23 protein-coding genes and 1 pseudogene are annotated in these 21214 nt (G+C 41.6%); 10 read left to right on the forward strand and 14 right to left on the reverse strand.

The window, feature by feature from the left end:
- Window positions 1-5 precede the first annotated feature (5 nt).
- The 4 genes from ACGF49_RS11105 to ACGF49_RS11120 all read right to left on the reverse strand — a co-directional run bounded on the left by ACGF49_RS11105 (window position 6) and on the right by ACGF49_RS11120 (window position 2750).
- Window positions 6-1214, reverse strand: coding sequence for a hypothetical protein (locus ACGF49_RS11105; RefSeq protein WP_387490970.1), 1209 nt, complete (start codon window positions 1212-1214; stop codon window positions 6-8).
- A 655-nt stretch (window positions 1215-1869) separates the two neighbouring features.
- On the reverse strand, window positions 1870-2091 hold the full coding sequence (locus ACGF49_RS11110) for a hypothetical protein (protein ID WP_146748055.1): 222 nt from the start codon (window positions 2089-2091) through the stop codon (window positions 1870-1872).
- Between the two features lie 124 nt (window positions 2092-2215).
- Window positions 2216-2506, reverse strand: coding sequence for a type II toxin-antitoxin system RelE/ParE family toxin (locus ACGF49_RS11115; protein WP_011144654.1), 291 nt, complete (start codon window positions 2504-2506; stop codon window positions 2216-2218).
- Window positions 2496-2750, reverse strand: a complete 255-nt coding sequence (locus ACGF49_RS11120; RefSeq protein WP_118985207.1) for a type II toxin-antitoxin system RelB/DinJ family antitoxin — start codon at window positions 2748-2750, stop codon at window positions 2496-2498. The genes ACGF49_RS11115 and ACGF49_RS11120 overlap by 11 nt, the downstream gene beginning before the upstream one ends.
- 235 nt (window positions 2751-2985) lie before the next feature.
- On the opposite strand from ACGF49_RS11120, the gene ACGF49_RS11125 reads away from it, so the two are divergent.
- The 3 genes from ACGF49_RS11125 to ACGF49_RS11135 all read left to right on the forward strand — a co-directional run bounded on the left by ACGF49_RS11125 (window position 2986) and on the right by ACGF49_RS11135 (window position 4211).
- A complete protein-coding gene (locus tag ACGF49_RS11125) occupies window positions 2986-3252 on the forward strand; it encodes a type II toxin-antitoxin system CcdA family antitoxin (RefSeq protein ID WP_228902147.1) in 267 nt (88 codons plus the stop codon).
- A gap of 279 nt (window positions 3253-3531) precedes the next feature.
- Window positions 3532-3801 (forward strand): type II toxin-antitoxin system Phd/YefM family antitoxin, encoded by a 270-nt coding sequence (locus ACGF49_RS11130; protein WP_012776389.1) that lies wholly within the window; start codon window positions 3532-3534, stop codon window positions 3799-3801.
- Between the two features lie 2 nt (window positions 3802-3803).
- A complete protein-coding gene (locus tag ACGF49_RS11135; RefSeq protein ID WP_113041183.1) occupies window positions 3804-4211 on the forward strand; it encodes a type II toxin-antitoxin system RelE/ParE family toxin in 408 nt (135 codons plus the stop codon).
- A 275-nt stretch (window positions 4212-4486) separates the two neighbouring features.
- Here the strand turns inward: ACGF49_RS11135 and ACGF49_RS11140 are convergent, their stop codons facing one another.
- The 4 genes from ACGF49_RS11140 to ACGF49_RS11155 form a co-directional block, all read right to left on the reverse strand.
- Window positions 4487-5314 (reverse strand): class I SAM-dependent DNA methyltransferase, encoded by an 828-nt coding sequence (locus ACGF49_RS11140; protein WP_387490977.1) that lies wholly within the window; start codon window positions 5312-5314, stop codon window positions 4487-4489.
- Between the two features lie 558 nt (window positions 5315-5872).
- Complete coding sequence (locus ACGF49_RS11145; RefSeq protein WP_387490979.1) at window positions 5873-6640, reverse strand: Fic family protein; 768 nt, start codon at window positions 6638-6640, stop codon at window positions 5873-5875.
- 154 nt (window positions 6641-6794) lie between these two features.
- Entirely contained in the window at window positions 6795-7766 is a 972-nt protein-coding gene (locus ACGF49_RS11150) for a TauD/TfdA family dioxygenase (RefSeq protein ID WP_113041186.1), read from the reverse strand.
- Window positions 7753-8916, reverse strand: a complete 1164-nt coding sequence (locus ACGF49_RS11155) for an MFS transporter (protein WP_158536487.1) — start codon at window positions 8914-8916, stop codon at window positions 7753-7755. The genes ACGF49_RS11150 and ACGF49_RS11155 overlap by 14 nt, the downstream gene beginning before the upstream one ends.
- A 170-nt stretch (window positions 8917-9086) precedes the next feature.
- Here ACGF49_RS11155 and ACGF49_RS11160 point away from each other — a divergent pair, with 170 nt between their 5' ends.
- On the forward strand, window positions 9087-9992 hold the full coding sequence (locus ACGF49_RS11160) for a LysR substrate-binding domain-containing protein (RefSeq protein WP_158536488.1): 906 nt from the start codon (window positions 9087-9089) through the stop codon (window positions 9990-9992).
- A gap of 172 nt (window positions 9993-10164) precedes the next feature.
- Here ACGF49_RS11160 and gltS read toward each other — a convergent pair whose 3' ends face one another.
- The 3 genes from gltS to ACGF49_RS11175 all read right to left on the reverse strand — a co-directional run bounded on the left by gltS (window position 10165) and on the right by ACGF49_RS11175 (window position 13497).
- Complete coding sequence (gene gltS / locus ACGF49_RS11165) at window positions 10165-11373, reverse strand: sodium/glutamate symporter (protein ID WP_112895311.1); 1209 nt, start codon at window positions 11371-11373, stop codon at window positions 10165-10167.
- 378 nt (window positions 11374-11751) lie between these two features.
- Window positions 11752-13305 (reverse strand): 4-hydroxyphenylacetate 3-hydroxylase family protein, encoded by a 1554-nt coding sequence (locus ACGF49_RS11170; protein WP_113041189.1) that lies wholly within the window; start codon window positions 13303-13305, stop codon window positions 11752-11754.
- Window positions 13306-13353: 48 nt separating this feature from the next.
- Window positions 13354-13497 (reverse strand): hypothetical protein, encoded by a 144-nt coding sequence (locus ACGF49_RS11175; RefSeq protein ID WP_158536489.1) that lies wholly within the window; start codon window positions 13495-13497, stop codon window positions 13354-13356.
- A 401-nt stretch (window positions 13498-13898) separates the two neighbouring features.
- Between ACGF49_RS11175 and ACGF49_RS11180 the strand changes: the two genes are divergently transcribed.
- The 3 genes and pseudogenes from ACGF49_RS11180 to ACGF49_RS11190 all read left to right on the forward strand — a co-directional run.
- Window positions 13899-15608, forward strand: a complete 1710-nt coding sequence (locus ACGF49_RS11180) for an AsmA family protein (protein ID WP_271859125.1) — start codon at window positions 13899-13901, stop codon at window positions 15606-15608.
- A gap of 22 nt (window positions 15609-15630) precedes the next feature.
- Window positions 15631-15795, forward strand: coding sequence for a hypothetical protein (locus ACGF49_RS11185; protein ID WP_158536490.1), 165 nt, complete (start codon window positions 15631-15633; stop codon window positions 15793-15795).
- 21 nt (window positions 15796-15816) lie between these two features.
- A pseudogene (locus tag ACGF49_RS11190) lies at window positions 15817-16002 on the forward strand (NUDIX hydrolase); the annotation flags it as partial.
- Between the two features lie 48 nt (window positions 16003-16050).
- Here ACGF49_RS11190 and fabY read toward each other — a convergent pair.
- From fabY to yihX, 3 genes are all read right to left on the reverse strand, one after another.
- A complete protein-coding gene (gene fabY / locus ACGF49_RS11195) occupies window positions 16051-16968 on the reverse strand; it encodes a fatty acid biosynthesis protein FabY (protein ID WP_112878919.1) in 918 nt (305 codons plus the stop codon).
- 72 nt (window positions 16969-17040) lie between these two features.
- On the reverse strand, window positions 17041-17478 hold the full coding sequence (dtd, locus tag ACGF49_RS11200) for a D-aminoacyl-tRNA deacylase (protein WP_112878920.1): 438 nt from the start codon (window positions 17476-17478) through the stop codon (window positions 17041-17043).
- A gap of 44 nt (window positions 17479-17522) precedes the next feature.
- Window positions 17523-18149 carry a glucose-1-phosphatase gene (gene yihX / locus ACGF49_RS11205; protein ID WP_113041192.1) on the reverse strand — a complete coding sequence of 209 codons (627 nt, stop codon included), beginning with the start codon at window positions 18147-18149 and terminating at the stop codon, window positions 17523-17525.
- A gap of 156 nt (window positions 18150-18305) precedes the next feature.
- Here yihX and ACGF49_RS11210 point away from each other — a divergent pair, with 156 nt between their 5' ends.
- The 3 genes from ACGF49_RS11210 (at window position 18306) to ACGF49_RS11220 (ending at window position 21200) form a co-directional block, all read left to right on the forward strand.
- A complete protein-coding gene (locus ACGF49_RS11210) occupies window positions 18306-19760 on the forward strand; it encodes a carbon starvation protein A (RefSeq protein ID WP_113041193.1) in 1455 nt (484 codons plus the stop codon).
- A gap of 703 nt (window positions 19761-20463) precedes the next feature.
- A complete protein-coding gene (locus ACGF49_RS11215) occupies window positions 20464-20616 on the forward strand; it encodes a DUF5993 family protein (protein ID WP_041380504.1) in 153 nt (50 codons plus the stop codon).
- 14 nt (window positions 20617-20630) lie between these two features.
- On the forward strand, window positions 20631-21200 hold the full coding sequence (locus ACGF49_RS11220) for a disulfide bond formation protein B (RefSeq protein ID WP_113041194.1): 570 nt from the start codon (window positions 20631-20633) through the stop codon (window positions 21198-21200).
- The last annotated feature ends 14 nt before the right edge of the window (window positions 21201-21214 follow it).

The following is a 21214-nucleotide window of genomic DNA, read 5'->3' on the forward strand; positions in this document are numbered from 1 at the left end:
ATGAATTAATTATCATATTCATTATGCAATTTATTATCATCAGCCGATCCCCAACCAACTCTCTGACCATCGGCTCTCAATACTGTAAATGAGTTTCTTGACGCACTTAGGCTAACGATATCTTGTAATCGAGCTATCCCGGCTGGGACTTGATTGCCTTGATTACCGTGATCATAGTCTGAATAATTGCCATATCCCCAAGCGACTACGCTACCATCCATCCGTAGAGCTGCAAATGCGGTTTCTGTTGCACTGATACTGACAATATCCTGCAATGCAGCAATTTCTGGTGGGGTTTTGATATCATTACCTCCCCAGACGACCACGCTGCGGTTTGCCCGCAGGGCTGCAAAAGCCCCCGATGTTGTACACAGACTAACGATATCTTGTAATTGGGCAATTTCCGGCGGAATACTGCTACCCGAAGATGAGTCCCCCCAAGCGACGACACTGTGATTTGCCCGTAAGGCGGCAAAAGCAAAATTTGTTGCGCTTAGACTGACAATATCCCGCAATTGAGCTATCTCTGGCGGGATTTGAGTACCTGAGTTCTTGAACCCCCAGGCGACAACACTACGGTCCGATCGTAGGGCTGCGAAAGCAGAAACTATTGCACTGATACTGACAATATCCTGCAATTTAGCTATTTCTGGCGGGACCTGACCGCCCCAATTTTTAATTCCCCAAGCGACCACGCTGCGATTTGCCCGCAGGGCAGTAAATGCGTTTATTGTTGAACTCAGGCTGGTAATATCCTGCAATTGGGCAACTTCATCAGGTATTTTACCGCCATAAAATTCATCTCCCCAGGCAACTATGCTACCGTTTGTCCGTAAGGCCACGAAGGCAGAACTTGTTGCCTTCAAGCTGACAATATCCTGCAATTTGGCAATTTCTGGTGGAATTTGACCACCTTTATCCTCGTTCCCCCAAGTGACCACGCTACGGTTTTTTCGCAGAGCCGCGAAAGCCTCACTTGTTGCACTGATACTGACGATATCCTGCAATTCGGCAATGTCAGGCGGGATTTGGCTACTATAATCATTTCCCCAAGCGATCACTCTGCCGGTAGGCAATAACATGGCGGTTGACTCGTTATTAGAGACGATGGAAGTATTATTCTCAGAGGAGCTATTTCGGTCCGGTTGCCAATATTGCTTGATAGGATTACCTTCGGCATCCATGCTTGGTGAGGGCTCGTTATTTTGATTCATATTATTCTCCTAATGATGGTGATATCGGATTAACCTTCTTACCCACAGGGGAATCTATGCCATAAAACCTATCCCTTGCGGGTTAAGCTGAATTTCTACTGCAATTTGATACTAGCTATTCTTTGATGAAGAAGATAATAGAAAAAAATTATCGACTGATAACTATAGATTAATACCAAATTGATTTTTTGGTAGTTGGTTTTAGATTATTTTTTTATCGATAAAGCGTAAAAATTAAAATTATGAGACTTGGGCAACAGAATTTAGAGGGGATGTACATCTTTACTGCTACTTTTATTAATACGCAAACATGTAACTTAATCTACTAAGTATTAACTGTAAAGCAAAGAATAAAAATCACCAAAAGGGGCGCAATATATTTTCTATTTATAAAGAAATGAGTTACTTTGTTTCTTTAGGATTTACATTAAAAACTATTTCGTAGAGAGCGGGAGTGATAAAATTTAAAGTGAATACTCCATAGGTTGAATTATTATATTTTTCTCAGTCATTGGTTAATGGCCGGCAATAACAAAATAACACTTAATAGATTAACTAATCATATTCACTATGTGCTTTAAGTCCTGAATGACGAAGTTTCTCGGAAACTAATTGATAATCATTGTGGAACCAAATGGCGCGGGTAAATTGACGCTCATTTATACCCGTCATCTTTCAAGTTGCTTCTTTGTTGGCTGCACTCTCTCACCCCGGTCACATAGTTATCTATGCTCCCGGGGATTCGCTCCCTTGCCGCCGCGATCCATCTTGAAATCCATTGGGTATATGTTGTTGAGACACTCCTCATCAGTAAAGGCGAAAGTAAGCGGATAATGACTTTTTTATCGTAAAACAAAGGTAAAGAAGAACCAGACACCAGACAACTCATTGAATTATTTTTACTTTATTGGAATATCATCACGCTGGACGCTCTGCATTGCCAGACAGAAACCCTCAATCTTATCACCCAGCGTTAGGGCGATTTCATTGCGGTATATTTATTATACAATTCGTTTACAAGCTATTTCATAAGTTTTCGCATCTTCCCGTTTACCAACAGCGATCACCAATATTACGATCTCTTCTTCTATCACTTGGTAAACCAGACGAAAGCCTGAAGAACGGAGTTTAATTTTAAAGCAGCCAGCCAGATTACCGTGTAATCTGGCTGAATCAATATAGGGATTGTTCTGTAACTTCCGTAGCTTCTTTTTAAATTGGTCGCGTATGCTCTGATCCAGTTTGTACCACTCTTTCAGGGCTCGTTCGTCGAAATCGATATTAAATATCATCAAGGTTTACCCTGATACGTCTAGCGGGATTTTTAAGACGGTCACGTACCACTGCTAAGATGTCTGCATCTTCATCATGATCTGCCACCATAACGGAAACTTCAGCGAACGGCAGCTTTTCATTCTCCACAACATAGCGCAGAAAGAGACGTAGCGCATCGGATGGCGATAAGTTCAGTTTCTCAAATGTCTGATACGCACTTTTTTTAAGTTCTTCATCAACTCTGATCTGAATAGTACTCATAACATTATCTCCTGTAATGACATTTGTATTACATTCTATTGCATAACATTTGTAATGCAATAAAAATTTTTTGCTATAACTGGAGTATATACCCGTCATCTTTCAAGTTGCCTCTTTGTTGGCTGCACTCTCTCACCCCGGTCACATCGTTATCTATGCTCCCGGGGATTCGCTCCCTTGCCGTCGCGATGCATATTGAAATCTATAAGGTATATGCGCATAGATGAGGTATCTGATGAAAAGACAATGTGTCTCAACCGTAGAACGAAAACAATCCGGTAAACGTAGTACAAATGTGTATTTGACCGCTAAAGTGGTAGATGAAACCCGTGATTTAGGAATCAACTTATCAGCGACACTAGACAAAATGTTGTCCGATGTTGTTCGTGAGAAAAGAAGACAGCTATGGAAAACTGAAAACAAAGCCGGTATCCACGCTTTCAATGAATTTGAGCGTGATGCAGGGCTATTTACCGATGATGATGAATACGGGGTTATTTGATGGCTCAGTATGCTGTTTACCGCAATAAATCCCCTAAATCGAGGGAGTAATACCCTTTCATTATCGACATTCAGAATGACCTATTAGACGATTATAATTCACGGACAATATTACAAAGTCAGTGACAACGGTAGCAAAGAATTGCCTCAAATAGACGCGTTAAGAGCAAAAGATACCCAAAAGTCATCTTGGTTGGCGGTTGGCTATTTTAATTATTGGTAGCTCCATGCACTTTTAGCTATAATAGCTATTCGAGCCATTTTAGACGGAAGGTGATGTATGGAAATTATTCCCGCACAACTAGCTAAGAACCAGTTTGGTGATCTGCTTATGAAAGTTCAGCGTGAACCTGTAGAAATTAGTAAGCATGGTAAGCGTGTAGCCGTGGTTATCTCTCCTGAAGAGTATGATCAGTTCGCACAGCTCAAGTTACAGAATTTAAAAGCCGTTCTGGCTGAATCTATTGCACAAGCTGATCGTGGCGAATTGCATAGTATTGATGATGTATTTGCACCGTTGACGGTTGATGAACTTGAGGGTAAGGCTTAAGGATGAGTGTCCGGTTTACAAAGAAAGCCAGAGAGCATATTCGTGCAATCAAACTCTATTCTATGCGCCGATGGGGGGCGAATGTCGCGGAAGCTTATTCAACTTCGTTACGTGTGACTATGACGGAAATTCTTGATCGTCACCCATCCCCCGGTCGTGATCGCAGTGAGGATCTTTATTTTGGTGTGCTAAGTTTCCCCGTAGAGAGCCACATTATTTACTACCGGGAAGTTCCGACGGGTATTGAAGTGTTGGCGGTGTTGCATCAAACGCAAGATCCACATAATCATCTATACCCTATGGATTTCAAGATGCATCGCGACGGCAAGGGAGCAAATCCCCGGGAGCATAGAGAACTATGTGACCGGGGTGAGCGAGTGCAGCCAACAAAGAGGCAACTTGAAAGATGACGGGTATATAATGAAGAGCATAAAACGTGGGATACTTTATTTAATTGGCAATAAAATAAGCAGCTAAACTTTTGTATCAGATGCTTGAGTGAGTTACCCGAGCGCCGTTTTCCTCAGAAACCTGAGTTGTCGAACTATTTCATCCGGTTCTCACCAAAATCCCGGCTGGAGGTCAGGAAAAGTTGTTTTGCAGGACGAAGGAAATTCAAAAAAATCCCTCGATTTTCACCGGGGGATTGGTATAGGAAAGACAACAGATCTCGGGGATTATCTCGTTAAACCTGACAAACAAGAGCTGTATCAAGACAATTTCGTTGGAAATCATCCCAAAAACCTGGGGGATGAGCCTCAACATCGCTTTCTAACAGCATGGGTTTTTGCCATTTAAATTGTTTGAACCCCGCCTTTTGGATCGCTGTTTGATATTGTTCACGACTCCAACGATACATAGTGAAAGGGCTGGGTGGTGTGGTAAGAAATTCAGCTTTCACGAGAGTGGTGTCTTTCACCGGCTCTTCACTCAGAATTTTTATACAATAATTCTCATAATTCCCTTTCTCTAATCGATAATCAGGTTCAAAGGTATACGCAATTAATTTACCGGAAGGCTTGAGATGAGCGGCAATGACACGGAACATAGTTTCAAGGTCTTCGAGAGATTCTGCATGGCAGAATAACCAGGCTGCATTAACTATGTCAAACTTGCCAAATGACTCCATCTTGCAGACATTTCTTACGTGAAATTCGATATCGTCACCGTATTGTTGTGATTTGCTTTTCGCAATCGCTATCATGTTATCTGATATATCGACTCCAATGACTTTTGACGCACCACGATTTTTGTATTCTCGACTAAAGAGACCATATCCACAGGCTAAATCTAACACTGATTTCCCGTGTATATCTCCTGCCAGATTGAAGATAGTTCTGATTTCTACTTTGATATGGTCAGTAGCATCTGAAAAGCTCTCGTAAAGATGTGCAATAGGGCCATATAAAGTGTTATCTTTCATGTTGTTATCCTTAGCTAAAGGCCAAAATACTTTATACCCGTCATCTTTCAAGTTGCCTCTTTGTTGGCTGCACTCGCTCACCCCGGTCACATAGTTACCTATGCTCCCGGGGATTCACTCCCTTGCCGTCGCGATGCATCTTGAAATCCATAGGGTATATTTATCGAAGAAATATATTATTTAGTACGAATTAATAATTACTGAAAGTTTTTCTCTTGTTATAAATAAGATTCCAAAATAGCGCCACATCTTACATCACTCATAATTTCACCTATAACAATAGGTTAGTAAATTCGCGCGTGGCAGAATCATGAAACGTTATTTATATTAATATGTTAGTGATGAATTAGATATAATTTTTTAATATTGGTTAATTTTCGGATAAATATGAGGAAGTAAAATAAATATAAAACACCTATTTTTTGTAGAAACTATTATTCTTATAATAATTATGTTGTTTAAACAATAGAGAGATGCCAATGAGCCGTCGTTATTTGAGGAACTATTTCCATCCTTTAATGTTTAACGGTATACCCGTCATCTTTCAAGTTGCCTCTTTGTTGGCTGCGCTCACCCCGGTCACATAGATAGAGGCGATAGAAGTATTATTATCAGAATGACTACTCCTGTCCGGTTGTCAATATTATTTCATCTATTCGCCGCTCGAATTTGCTCTGCATCCGGGTGACAGTCCACAAGGAATGCCATCATTTCAGTGGCATCTTTGCTCAGGTAGAAGCGTACCATCTTTTCGTTGAACTCATGTATTTTCGCCGCAGGCACGCTGATGGCGTCTATACCGTTTGACATCAAAATACCATTCATCATGAAACGGGAAGTACGTTTATTACCGTCAAAAAAGAATTGCTGTAACGCACCAAAAAGGAAGAATGCAATTCCCTTTTCAAAAGGCTGACATTCATCCAATACCGCCATACCGGCTTGAAAAATGCGGTTCAATTCTGGAGCGCCTGATGCGGTAGGTAACGGAATATGCCGCCCACACTCACCCAAACTAACATCTGGGGTGTAGTTGGTCTCCCGCCCTTCTCCACGGAATATTCCCCATTCCAAGGCTTCATTGCGAGCAACTATGCTATGAAGTTCAGTAAACATAGCCTTGGTCAACTCAAATTGACCTTTTTTCACCAGAGATAACAAGCGCTTGGAACTTTCTGCAAGATTCAGTACTTGCTCCTGATCAGAAACCTTCCTACCACCGACGGTTACACCATCCAATAATGTTTTCACTTCGGGGAAAGTAAAAGGATTACCTTCAAGAACGCTAGCATCCCAAACAAATTCTGGTAGCATCCGGTGAAAACGGAAGCATACCCGCTCAATAGAATAGATCGGAACAATAAGAGGAACCGCAGATCGGTCCCAACTAAACCCCAGAGCGTTAAAAAGCTTCATCGTTGTTCATTCTATTTCACAATCTTGAATGTGAGGAACTCTAAAGTTGCTCCACTCTAGAGTTAACATGATAAAATCTCCCACTTGAAAGATGTAATCACAGATTAAATAAGTCTCTGTGTCAATCCGGCAAACCCAGATATTCGTTAACAACTTACACTTTTATCCAAATTCTCATTAAATGCCGTTGATAATCAATAAAGCTACTGCGATAGTGTAATAATTCATGATTATTCACAAAGATCGCGCTGTCTTCCTCAAGCTGCATTTCTATATGATTATCAGGCTTATCAACATGCCTTAGAAACTCGCGAATAGCAGTGGTCAAAGCAATACCAGAAAGGTCATTTTTTATCTCAAATCCACTTTCAATAGAATCCAGTCTTAAGCGGACGGGAGTTTTGTAACCAAAAACCTTAGCTTCAATGGTTTCGATACCACCACTTTTCGTGAACGAGGTAGGGACTTGAAATATAGCGGTGCGCTCTGTCATCAACTTAATCATCCATGATGTATTAGGCTCTCTAGAGAGCTTATCTCGCAGCGCCAGCGCATTGCAAAAACGATTAACCCCACCGCCGCAAGAAGCGGATTTTCGGCAATATAAACCAAAATATTTAACCGGTTCATTATAAAAGGCGGTATCGGTATGATAGGTTGCTTCATCCGACCCTTCTGAAAAAGTTTGATACAGAGCATCATTATTCATCTGCTTTCTGATATCCCAAACAACTTGTCCCGTAACTTTATTTGCCGCTAAAGGAAAACCTATCATTAAAGCAATAACGTAAAAGCAGATAGCCTGCTCATCCGCCGACTTTCCTGCTAATCCTAACTGTCTGATGTGAATAATATGATACCCCTGTAAGGCCGCATTTCTTAATGTTTTTTCGATCTCCCAAAGCATTGGAATTTTATTAAACAGATTTATTCTAAACGATTCAGTGAGTAGGTTTTCATTTAGTTCTGCTCTGGATAGCCACTGGTTCCTGCCCAAATGATTCATTTGGCTAAGTATATTTTCCCAATCAATTGCTGAAAAATCGTGAACTTCCAGGATATCAATGTCTTTGATAAGATAGCCTATCGAGGGAGGATAGGAATGGTCAAGATTAAGGGTGCACATTAGGATGGATTTCCTTTCGCAGATGGATAAACAAAAAAAGTACCAAAATGATAATCAGGTGAACGATAGCTAAGAACTTCATCACTCCATACCAGCCTGATTGATAAAAAGCATAACCTGAAAAAATCGCTCCTAAAGCGCCACCACCGTAGTAACAACTCAGATAAAGTCCACTGGCAAAAGTGACAGGAATATAATGGACCTGACTGACAAGTCTGGTCGTCAATGTTTGTATAAAATAGGTACATATTGCAAAAATAATGACTCCTGACAGGACAACAACGATTGAATACCCCATCATGACAATAGATGCCCACAGCAATATACCTGCTCCTATTACCAGTACACTTTGGCTGTATTTTCTGTGCAGATACGGACTCAGTAATATCACTATCAGGGCTGGTAAACAGGCCAAATAAATCAATCCGATATGTGTAGGTTGCTGATTAAAAGGAGTGGCAGCAAGACGTAATCCTAAAGCCGTAAAAATAGCGCTTTGAGTAAATAGCAGACCAAATCCAGATAACAAGGCGATCAGTAACCATTTTTCTTTTATTACAAGCGGAAAAATAGAGCGCAGAACATACTCTGGCGGATTAGTATTGTCTTCAGAGGTAACAGAGACGTGCCCCAATCTATGAATAACCAGTATAAGCGCCAATGTAAGCCAGAAAGCACAGGTAAAAAACCCCAGTGTCCATCCCACCACATCTGTAGCAATAGCAGGATAAAATCGACTCAGAGTACTGCCTAACACTGTCCCTGCGACATAACAACTCACAACATGAGTACGTTTATGCTCACTTTCAGTTTGACTGATGAGAACCATACTAGCTGTTAATACAGCGGGTACAATGAAACCTTGCATAATGCGGATTATAAAAAGTTGTTGTATTGAGTCACTAAAACCAATACATAAATTTAGTAAAATAAGACCACACAATCCAGCTTTGAGGGCATATGCTGTACCAAATTTCCATACCCATTGGCTCACAAAAGGTGCTGTCATCATCATTCCCAACAAACTAGCCATATTTAACCATCCTGCTGTCGTTGGCATGACACCAAATCTTGCAGTCAGCCACGGATATAGAGCTTGAAGCTGGTATAGATTAAAAAAAGCAGCCGTCGAACAAATGAACAGAAACAATCTCATAACTTATTGAAGAGAATGAAATTAATGATGAGAATAATCTATATAAGATCATTAGAAACGGGAAAGTCTAATATTCACTCACGGTGATAGCCAAAACATAAGAGTGAACATGAAATCAAATACAAGGTAAATTTACTTTCACACCAAATCAGAGGAATTAAGTGTTGGAGCTTAAACAATTACGCTATTTTATTGCCGTAGCAGAAACTTTGAATTTCCGGCGCGCAGCGGAACGCTTACACATTACACAACCCCCTTTAAGCCAAAGTATTAAATCTCTTGAATCTTCTTTGAATGTGAAGTTGTTTCACCGAAATACTCATGGCGTCCAACTAACCAAAGCGGGCGAAGTCTTTTTAGATGAGGCCTTAAGAGTTTTGGCGACAGCCCAACATAGCATCAATAGAGTCAGACAGGCAGAAACCGGAGAAATCGGTATCTTGCGCATCGGATATTCTGCCAGTTCAATCTTTTCATCTGCTTTAACCTCTGCTTTATCTGTTTTGCTGAAGGAACGTCCCAAGCTTGAATTACAGCTCTGCGAAGGTAATGCATTTACGCATTTGACCGCTTTACGCTCAAGGAATCTCGATGCAGCAATACTTAGAGCTGATTTAAGTAATGAATCGGTTAAAGGGTTAAGGATTCTTTATTTAGGAATGGAACCACTTTATGTGCTACTACCTGAGGGGCACTTTCTAGCCTCTGCAAAAGGAATTAAACTTCATGAACTACAAGGAGAACGATTGCTTTTACAACCAGCCAGTCACAGGACTTTTTTACGGCGCCAAATAGAGTCATTATCAGAAAAAACGGGCTTTTCACTATCTCATTTTCTTGAAGTGCCCAATATTGCCAATATGATTTGCTTTGTTTCCGCTAACCTTGGTGTAGCAATCCTACCTGCCAGTGTAGCGAAAATTGCTCACGGCTTGGTAGCGATTCCTCTTCTGGAAACAGGAGCAACACAATCCTTAATGCTCGTCAGTGTACAGGGAAATTCTTTGGCAGAACATTTAGACAAAATATTCCGAAAATTGGCGATAAATTCAGAAAAACAACAGAAATAAAGTTAAATATTCTGCAAAAATATTTCCCCTACTACCATTAATAGTTATATCCCCAATTACATTAGTAACAAAATTGAACAGTAGTGGAAAATTTGAATTATGCATTACAGCAGAACACAACAACAATACTGCGCCAACTGCATAGCTGGCGCAGGATCTTGCTAATTTATCCCTACACCGCCGGGAAAACGGGTAACAGCAAATAGAGTTTAATCACAATCGCATTAACGATATCGATAAAGAATGCCCCGACCATCGGCACCACCAGAAACGCCACATGGGATGGCCCGAAGCGATCGGTAATCGCCTGCATGTTCGCAATGGCGGTAGGTGTCGCCCCTAAACCGAAACCACAGTGACCCGCCGCCAGCACCGCAGCATCATAGTTTTTACCCATCACCCGATAAGTGACAAAAATCGCATACAACGCCATGACGATGGCTTGGATGGTGAGAATGACCAGCATGGGTAATGCCAGCGATGCCATCTGCCACAATTTCAGGCTCATTAATGCCATTGCCAGAAACAGGGAAAGACTCACGTTACCCAATACAGAAACCGCTCGGTCAAAGACCCGGTAGAAACCTAACACCGACAGACTGTTACTGAGGATAACCCCGATAAATAACACACAGACGAACGTCGGTAATTCAAACCATGTACCTTGCAGAAGTTCAGATACAAAATTACCTGCCATCAGACAGATAGCGATCAAGGCGATCGTTTCCAGCATCACCAGTGCTGTGATCATCCGCCCGGTATAAGGTTTTTCAAATGCCGTTGGCACTTCGGTATCATCGGCCCTTAGCCCCGGGGTTTTTGTGTTTCTCACCAGAAAACGGGCAACCGGTCCACCAATCAAACCACCCAGTACTAAACCGAAAGTCGCACAAGCCATTGCCACTTCTGTTGCATTTTCAAAACCATAACGCTCACTAAACAGTTTACCCCAAGCAGCACCCGTACCGTGACCACCAGACAGCGTAACAGAACCCGCCAGTAAGCCCATTAATGGGTCCAGACCTAACAGTTCAGCCAGGGCGATACCCACCGTGTTCTGAACCAGCAACAAGCCAACAACGACGAAGACAAACGTGAACAGAACCTTACCACCCGCTTTCAGGCTAGCAAGATTAGCATTCAAGCCGATAGTGGCGAAGAAAGTTAACATCAAAGGGTCTTTAAGAGATAAATCAAAGTTGATTTCCCAGCCTGTTGTTTGTTTAACAGCTAAAAGAATCAGAGCAACTAACAGACCACCGGCGACCGGCTCAGGAATGGTGTATTTTTCAAGAAATGGGACTGATTGTACAAGTTTGCGCCCAAGTAATAGTACTAATGCGGACGCCACAAGCGTGCCATAAACATCAAGATGATACATCTATGTACCCCAACTATATTGTTAAAATTATGTAAGTTATTACGACGTTATACTCATCCTTTAGAAAACGCCAAAAGCAGGCAACGCTGGATTAGAAAAAAAATCTGCAACAAACACAAGTTAAAACATATAAAAATGTGACCAGGGCGAATCATGGCAACGAACAGAGTTTTTACGCAAACGATTGCTTTACGCAGTCGATCATTAAATGCGTTCTTTGTCAGTCTGGAATTTCACACCATGCTCACCTCATCCGAACCTCTTAATCTGGTGTTTCCTCAGGAGAAGTCATCTTTCTACAAATCTGATATCGGGTTACACATAATCAACTCATCACGCACGTATATTTCATCATCGTGCGTGATGATGATTTATCTCCTAGCGGTTGGAAGGCCAAATAAAATCGTTACCAACCCAACCATCGAGATCGTATTCACTCATACACTGCTCAGCAAACCCTTTCAATTGATCCACTAAGCCCGTGGCTTGGGAAGCCAATAACACATCGATTCTGATAGCTTCGTGGTTGCCGGAATAATTGCGCTCGTATAATTCATGCCTGCCAGCGAATTCCGTACCGATAGAGTCCCAAATCAGTTTCATGAGCTTGACTCGCTCAACTGCACTGTAACCATTGGAGCCACGCATGTATTTATCAAGATAAGGAGACAGTTCCGGGTTGGAAAAATCGCGGGCATGAGAATTAATATAAATCAAGGAACTACCTAGATCCTGTTCAATAATTTCTTTTACCCGCGGGTAACCCAGCGTCATAAACCAACGATAAGCTATCCCATACTCGTATCGAGGCAATAGGGCATCTCCACTCCAAGGCTCCGGGGATTTAATCATCGCATCACTGAGCGCCCAAAACATATTACGCCATGACAATACTTCACCAACCCGTGCTTGCACGCCACGAAAATCCTTCGTACCCGTAGCTTCAACACCCTTAATAAGTAACCCAGAAAGAAAATCAAGTTTAACCGCCAGTCGAGTCACACCATGCAACATAGCCCGATGAAAATAACCCGATTCAGCAAAAAATAACGAAACTTTATCTACATCTCCATAGATAAATATGTTTTCCCAAGGAACCTTCACTTTATCCAGAATCATTATCGTATCGTTCTCATCAAATCGGGACGAGAGCGGATAATCAAAAGGGCTGCCCATTTTATCAGCCGCCATGGCGTAAGAGGGACGACAAATTAATTTCACTCCCGGGGTATTCATCGGCAAGGTAAAGACCAACGCAAATTCCCGTTTCTTTATTGGTAAACCGTAATGACCAATAAAGTTGTAGTGACTAATCGCCGATCCTGTGGCAACAACTTTAGCGCCGCTGACAATTAATCCATCATCACACTCTTTTTCAACATGAATACAAATATCCCCAATTTCATCAGGTGATAAATGACGATCTATTGGCGGATTAATAATCGAATGATTCCAGTAAAACACGCTTTCTTGCGAACGGATATACCAGTTTTTTGCATTATCAGCAAAATCACCATAAATTTCCGGTTTTACGCCGAGCGAGGTAAGAAACGAAGCCTTATAATCAGGGCTTCTACCCAACCAGCCATAACTCATGCGAGCCCACGCGGCAATAGCATCACGATCAGCAATTAAATCCTGCTGTGAGCGCGGTATACGGAAAAAAGGATGTGTCACACCACAACTCCCCGTATCTGTCGCCGTGGTCAGTACGTCACGATAAGCAGGATCGTGCAAAGCGTCGTAGAGTTTCGCAACAGCTCGGGCCGGATTTTGAAAAGCAGGATGGTTGACAACATCGTGAATGCGTTCACCATAAGCCCAGACTTCCCGGCCATCATTTAGCCCATCCAGAAATTCCTTTCCATTAAGTGGGCGGGTTGTGCGGATATTACCTTCATCCGACGATTTTTGTTTCATATTTTCTGACATAGTAGATTCCTTACATTATTTATTTACCAGAAGATGGGTGAAAATAAACTATGCAGTGTTATACCCGTTATCTTTCAAGTTGCCTCTTTGTTGGCTGCACTCGCTCACCCCGGTCACATAGTTACCTATGCTCCCGGGGATTCGCGCCCTTGCCGTCGCGATGCATCTTGAAATCCATAAGGTATATTTCAAGCATCAATCAAATTGAGAAAGGAATAGAAAGGAATGACGAAAAAATATCATTATTCCATTTATAGCCATCCATTAATACATTAATTCATTCGGATGTCATTGGCTATATTGTCATGCAATAAAATATAGATTTAATAATTATATTAATCACACAATATAATTATTAACAAATTCATAAAAATATTCCAAATAATTAATAAAACTTAGCACGAAAAACAAAAATACAATTAATTAAAGATTAATCTCCGAAGTTTATTTTAATAGAATAAAACGATAACGAATAATTCATTACTTTTTCATTTCATACCCTGAAATTATTAGAAATAACAACTAATATAGTGACTTGTTGATATTTTTATTGTTAAATTATACAAAGGAAGCTATAAGCCGATTGGAGTCTGATGATGAAATGGTTAGGAAAATCGCTGGTTACCCTGTTATTACTGGTAATACTGGCAGTAATCACGGTTTATGTCGTGATGCAGACAAACTGGGGAACACATCAGCTTAGTCAATGGCTGAGTCATCACAGCCGTTATCAGGTTCAAATAGGTAATATCGAACATAACTGGTCACAACCGGGCACCCTGACATTTTCCAATATTGTCATTAGCAATCAGCAACAGACTTTCATTTTAGCGGCTCAAGTTGTCGCATTCGATTTCAACTGGCAGCAACTTACTTCCCCGCGCCATTTTCATCGTCTGTTATTGCAACAGGGCCAATTAACAATCAAAGGCCAGCAGCAATCCTTACCTTTTAGCGCCAACATTCTGCAACTTAATCAGATGGCTATTCAGTCAGAAAATGCAAGCTGGCAAATTCAAGGGCAAAACATCACTGGCGGTATCACTCCCTGGAACCCACAATCAAATACGTTGGCAGGGAATGGGGAATTTCAATTCAGCGCTGATAAACTGAATTTCAATGATATTTCTCTCGAAAAAGTCATTATACGAGGAAATAACCAGCAAAATACCCTCACTCTCCGTTCATTTGGTGCAACATTGGCACAGGGTTCGGTATCAGGTAATGGGCAACGTCTGCCTGATGGTAGCTGGCAGTGGGATAATTTACTTATCAGCAATATTCGTTGGCAAACGCCAATGACACTTGACGAGTTATTGCTAAAAACAAACAAATTACCCGCAGTTAGCATCAAAGATTTGAGTCTCACTAATGCCAAGCTGGAAGGTAAAAACTGGTCCGCTAACTATCTGGATGTCTCAGTAAAAAATGTCGGGTTAACTAACGGAAACTGGCAGGCAAAAGAGGGCATCATTGATTTCAACGTTATGGATATTACACTGAATGATCTTCATTTCACCGATGTTATTGGTCACCTTCTTCTTGCAGACAATGAACTCACTATTTCCAATCTCACTTCCCGTTGGGAAAAGGGGTTATTCCACGTCAAAGGGCAATGGAATCACCAAACAAAACAATTCAACATCACCAATGCTACGGTTGCCGGTTTAACTTATACCTTGCCACAAAACTGGCATCAGTTGCTGAAAAAATCATTGCCTAAATGGATATCGCGATTTTCCATTAACGAGCTGACAATTAACAACAGCTTACTGATTGATATTAACCCCGATTTTCCATTCCAGCTTACTGCCCTCAGTGGTTATATCTATGACATGGAATTACTGAAAGAAGGGAAATGGGGAATCTGGCATGGCTCTTCGAATCTAAGTGCCACTAGCGCAACATTTAACAAAGTTGAATTACGTCGCCCTTACCTTAAATTACATACAGAAGGAGATACACTGATCCTCGATCAATTAGATGCTTCTGTTGATAACGGATTACTGAAAGTGAAGGGTACAGTAGATCAACAGGTACAGAAGCCATTTACTTTAGATTTCCGGGGAATAGATGCAGATTTAACGATTTTGCCTCAATGGCGGTGGGTGCCGTTGAAATTACAGGGTAAAGGCAATTTCACGCTGTTAATACAGGGAGATCTTGCTGCTGATAATATTAAAAGTTCTATCGATGGTTCATTGACTGCCACGGATAAACAATCAGGTAGCGAAACTCAAGTCATTGATAAGGGGAAAATATCCACACCAAACTGTGAAACTTGTCCGGTTGTTAAGCTATAGTAACGAATATTCGGGTACCTATGTGACCGGGGTGAGCGAGTGCAGCCAACAAAGAGACAACTTGAAAGATGACGGGTATAATAGTTATTTGCTATTTCAATCCGTTAATAAAATCTCCGAACAGTATCAGCCGAAAAACCGCATTAATATCGGTGACATTAAAAACGCAATTAAATTTTACCAATGAAGTTGTAACAAGGTATAAAAAATGACGTGTATACTGCCTGAATCCATTGAAAACAAACTGCAAAATTATGACCGTATTGTTGTCGGTGGCATCATCAGAGACCAAAATAGTCATATTCTGTTCTTACAACGAGCTCCTGATGAATCCCCGCCAAATCTCTGGGAAATTCCTTCTGGCGGTGTAGAAAAAGGAGAAAATCTATTACAAACACTATCTCGTGCCCCCCCAGTGGCATATTTAATGCCACTGAGAAATCTAAGCGATAGCCGTATAAGCATTTGGCAATACCATATAGGTACCCGTAAATACCGCACCGATTCCCTGATCACCACTAACAATCACATCCAACTTCACTCTCGCTTTACTACCTTGTGCCAAACGAGCCAAATCGCCGCTCATATTTTTAAGATCGGCAACAGATTTTGGCCTGCCAACAACCGGTTTTTTGTAACGGATATCGGCATCAGCCAGAATGATATCACCACCTAGTTGACGTTCCTGCAACAACAGCCAAATCAATCCCCAACCGGTCAGGGTTGCCAGAGAAAACAGACTGCCAGCAAAGATAGTTTGGTGAGGATTTTGATTCCCGGCTTCCGGCATGGTGGTAATAAAGCTCTGACCGGTATATTGAGAAATTCGTACCCCCATTTTTTCACTGAGGGGAATATGTTTGTACCAAGCCTGTTGCAGTTCGTTGCACCAATCTGGCCGGTGAAGAATATCATCAAGTGTTGCAACCGGCTTTATCATCAGAAAATGGCGAATGGGTGTCGTTTGTGGGCTAGCAATTAGCCCACGGTTTTCAAACCCCAATTTACTGAAAAACTCCACCGCATGTTCACGAGCACTGCATACTACCCGTTTAACACCCTCCTGGCGGGCAACAGATTCCAAGGCCATTGCGATTAATTTTCCTAACCCTCTACCTTGCATGTTGGGATGCACTGCCAGAAAGCGGATTGCCCCTTCACTATCCGCATTGATATATAAACGCCCTACCGCCACCGGGTTCCCTTTCTCATCCACAACCATCTGGTGATGAGCCATCGTGTCGTAACCGTCTTTCTCAGAGCCTACAGGTTGATGCAGTGGCTTACGCAACATTTCCCAACGAAATCGATAATATGCTTCCAGTTCTTGTTCTGTTTCAGGTACTCGCAGATGATACATAGAAACTGCCCCTTTCTTTTGATCATGATGTTTAATCGGGGATGGTTGCGTTCTACTGGCTATTTTTGGTTGCTAGACCTGCAACCAGAAAGTGACTGGCCCATCGTTTGTCAGGCTGACTTTCATATCGGCCGCAAACCGCCCGATTTCTGTTTTTACACCACTTTGGCGGCATAGTTCAACAAAATAGCGATATAGTTCATCGGCCTTATCTGGGGCAGCACCACCGGAAAAACTGGGTCGCATGCCCTTTTGAGTATCGGCAGCCAGTGTAAACTGGGAGACAACTAGCAAACTGCCTCCGATTTGTTGGACGTTCAAGTTCATTTTGTCCTGTTCATCACTGAATATCCGATACCCTATCACCTTCTCACACAACCGTTTTGCCTTCTGTTGATCATCTCCTTTCTCAACACCTAGCAACACCAGCAGGCCGTGACCAATTTCCCCAACAACTTCGTTCTTAACAACAACATTTGCCTGTGTTACCCGCTGGATTAACGCGATCATATTTTTCCTTTACTCAAATAGTAGCATCAGCACACTATCCTCTATTATCCGTTCAATCCCTCATTTTGTTCAGAAAAACCGATTGCTTCGAAATAATCTGGCACTGTCTGCCTATCAACAACATGAATGCTATTGATCCCTAACGCCCTGGCCGCTTCCACATTTTCCAGCACATCGTCAAAAAACACCGCCTGATCCGGTGAAAAACCTTCTGTTTCAAGCACATATTTGAAAATATCAGGTTCAGGTTTACGCATTGCCAAATCCTGCGATAAATAGAGGTAATCAGCGGATGCCGCAATCTCAGGATAATTATGCGGCCAGTAATCCAGGTGCAAACGGTTCGTGTTGGATAACACGACAACCCGATGTCCCGCCTCACGCAATTTTTTCATTATCTGAATGACTTCAGGTCGAATATTAATAAAGATAGCATGCCATCCAGCAGCAAACTGCTCAAAACTGAGTGAAATATTCATTTCCTGGCATAAAGTATCAGCGAATTCCAGATCAGTAATTTGACCACGCTCATGTTTTTCAAACGTTTCTCCCATAGAGAAACTTTTAGTCAAAGTCGCAAGAGGTGTCCCGCTCAAATTACTCCATACCGCTAAAACTCTTTTAAAATCAATCTCAATAATCACATTACCCATATCGAAGATATATAACATAATTACCCCCTGGCTAATTAATAACTTTTTACTTTAATCGTATTTTCAATGAGAAAACAGTACGGACAAGTAAAAAGCGAATCACTTCACGGTATTTTTCTTACGAAACGATAAAGTAGCATCCAGATTAAAAAAGTCGAGTAAGGTGTTATAGTTATGTTGTGGTTCCTCCTCTGTATCGGCCTTCTTCTGGCTGGATATTTCATATATGGCAAGATTGTCGAAAAGATATTCACTATTCGACCAGAAAGAAAAACCCCCGCTCTTTCTATGGCTGATGGTGTTGATTACGTTGCTATGTCCACCCCAAAAGTTTGGTTAATTCAGTTACTAAATATTGCCGGCGTTGGTCCTATTTTCGGCCCAATTCTTGGTGCCCTCTATGGCCCGCTTGCCATGCTGTGGATTGTATTAGGCTGTATCTTTGCCGGTGCAGTACACGATTACTTCTCCGGTATGCTCAGTGTGCGTGCCCACGGTGCATCCGTGCCCGTTATCGTTGGTAACGAACTGGGCAAAGCGATGAAGCATTTCATGAACATATTTGCGGTTATTCTGCTGATGCTAGTTGGAGTCGTCTTTGTTTTGAGTCCAGCCGGCTTACTGAATAACTTGCTGAAAGAGGCAATGGGTTGGGATAACATTGCTATCTGGGTCGGTGTTATCTTTGCTTACTATATTCTCGCAACGCTGGTGCCTATTGATAAAATCATCGGTCGCCTTTACCCACTGTTTGGTGCATTGCTGCTGTTTATGTCTGTTGCGCTGATGGTCGGTTTAGCGATGAGCGATAAGCCTTTCTATTCACAAGGATTGGATTTTACCACTAACTTTAATCCGAAAGATCTGCCGGTCTGGCCATTGCTGTTTGTCACGATTGCCTGTGGCGCTATTTCTGGTTTCCACGCCACTCAATCTCCACTGATGGCACGTTGCATGCAGAATGAAAAAAATGGCCGTTTCGTTTTCTACGGTGCAATGATTGGTGAAGGTATTATCGCACTAATCTGGTGTACATTGGGCCTGAGCTTCTATGAAGATACTAACGCATTACAGGCCGTGATTGATCAAGGTACAGCCTCTCTGGTTGTTCACGAAGTGTCCACGTCTCTGTTAGGTACTGTCGGCGGTATTCTGGCAATCCTCGGTGTGGTGATTTTGCCAATTACTTCTGGCGATACCGCATTCCGTTCTGCCCGGCTTATTATTGCTGAATTCCTGAATATCCCTCAGCAACAAATGACCAAACGTCTGTTATTAAGTGTGCCAATGTTTATTGTCGGTTATCTGATTACAAAAACCGATTTCAATATCATCTGGCGTTATTTCGGTTGGGCGAACCAAACCACAGCAATGGTCATGTTATGGGCTGCTTCCGCATGGCTGCTGCGCCGTAATAAATTCCATTGGATTACCACCCTACCAGCCATGTTTATGACCGCGGTGTGCTTTACCTATCTGGCATTTGCACCAGAAGGTTTTGCGCTAAACTGGAATATCTCTGTTGTTATCGGCCTGGCAGCAATGGCGGTTGTCACAATTGCTTTCTTTGCAAAAGTCCGCGCCCAATCAGCTTCCGATAATATAAAAGCCAAAGCATTAAATGAGTAAAAACCCAAGATAGAAATTAAATATCACAACAACCCCTCACGATAAAAAGTTGAGGGGTTTTTATTGCCCATGATAAGAAACACTTATTCCTCCTGAAAATATCAGGCGAGATATCACATGGATATTGATAATTTAAGCGTTACAGCCAGAACAATGAGTGTCTACATATTGCAAGTTATGCCAAGCTCACGGCTCATTATCGTGAAAAACAATGAAAAGGAATTCATCTGGGTAAAGGATTAATTGTAGAAAATTGGGAAGTTTCCAGGCAAAGATACGATTTGTCGTTTTTAATCGTTTCCTGCTTAACTATTAAATAAAAAAACAACTCATTGAAACTCTCGCCAAATGATAATCACGCTAATCCTGCTGAATGGTGGCAAACATAAACAAGATTGACTACAATTGTTATTAGCAGCACACTACGTATAGTGTGTTAAATCATACACCACTCGAATACTAAAACTTTGCTTTAATAAATGTAGGTTTGTACGTTTTTAAATGCGATACCAAAGAGAGCAACGCCCATTAATGGCACCAAAGCTTTTCTTTTAATGGACAACCTATCTTTGAATAATTGATCGCTTGTATCGAAGTAAACGATCCTAAACTGAGTTCGATAAATTCCCTACCCTAAAGAAAGCAATCTACTACTGGGAAAGGTCTTAAATGTTTTTAGAAAACTGGAGAATCAACCATGTATATGTTTTTGCCTTTTTTACTCGCATTATTTGCGGTTATCACCACCCTATATGGAAAGTATAAAACGAGTTATACCCTATGGGGTCTTCTTTCAGTGACGACTGTAGCTTGGTTTATCCATCATGCAACTGATTCGTTAAATCTATCTTTTTAACGGGAGACAATCTGATGAATCAGGTATTAGCAACAAAACAACAGATCAGCTTCGGCATGATATTTAACCTCATTGGGTTATTTGCTATCAGTGCTGTTCTAACCCTTGCTTTCTATTATCAATTGGTCCTTTCCGAACTCCCTTGTCCGTTATGTCTGCTACAGCGAGCAGGCATGATCATGATAGGGTTTGGTTTCCTGTTTAATCTGCGTTTTGGTATCAAAAGTGCGCACTATGGCTTATCACTTATCGGCTGTGTCGTGACTGGCATTGTTGCGATCCGACAAGTATTTTTACATATCACACCCGGTGATCTCGGTTATGGTTCCGCGCTTTTTGGTATACATTTCTATACTTGGGCCCTTATCTGCTCAGTTATCGCGATTATCGGCATATCAGTCATGCTGATATTGAAAAGCCTGGAAAAAACAACCGAAGAAAAGCAAAAGACGTCTGCCATCGGTCAGATTATTATCGGATTATTTGTCATATTAATTACCGCAAATTTAATCTCCACTATTTTGGAGTGTGGCGGTGGGCAGTGTGATGACAACCCAACGTTCTATCAATTGCTCGGTAAATAATCTTCGATTTGTTC

Source organism: Photorhabdus sp. RM96S, assembly GCF_042879335.1.
Classification (GTDB): Bacteria; Pseudomonadota; Gammaproteobacteria; order Enterobacterales; family Enterobacteriaceae; genus Photorhabdus; species Photorhabdus kayaii.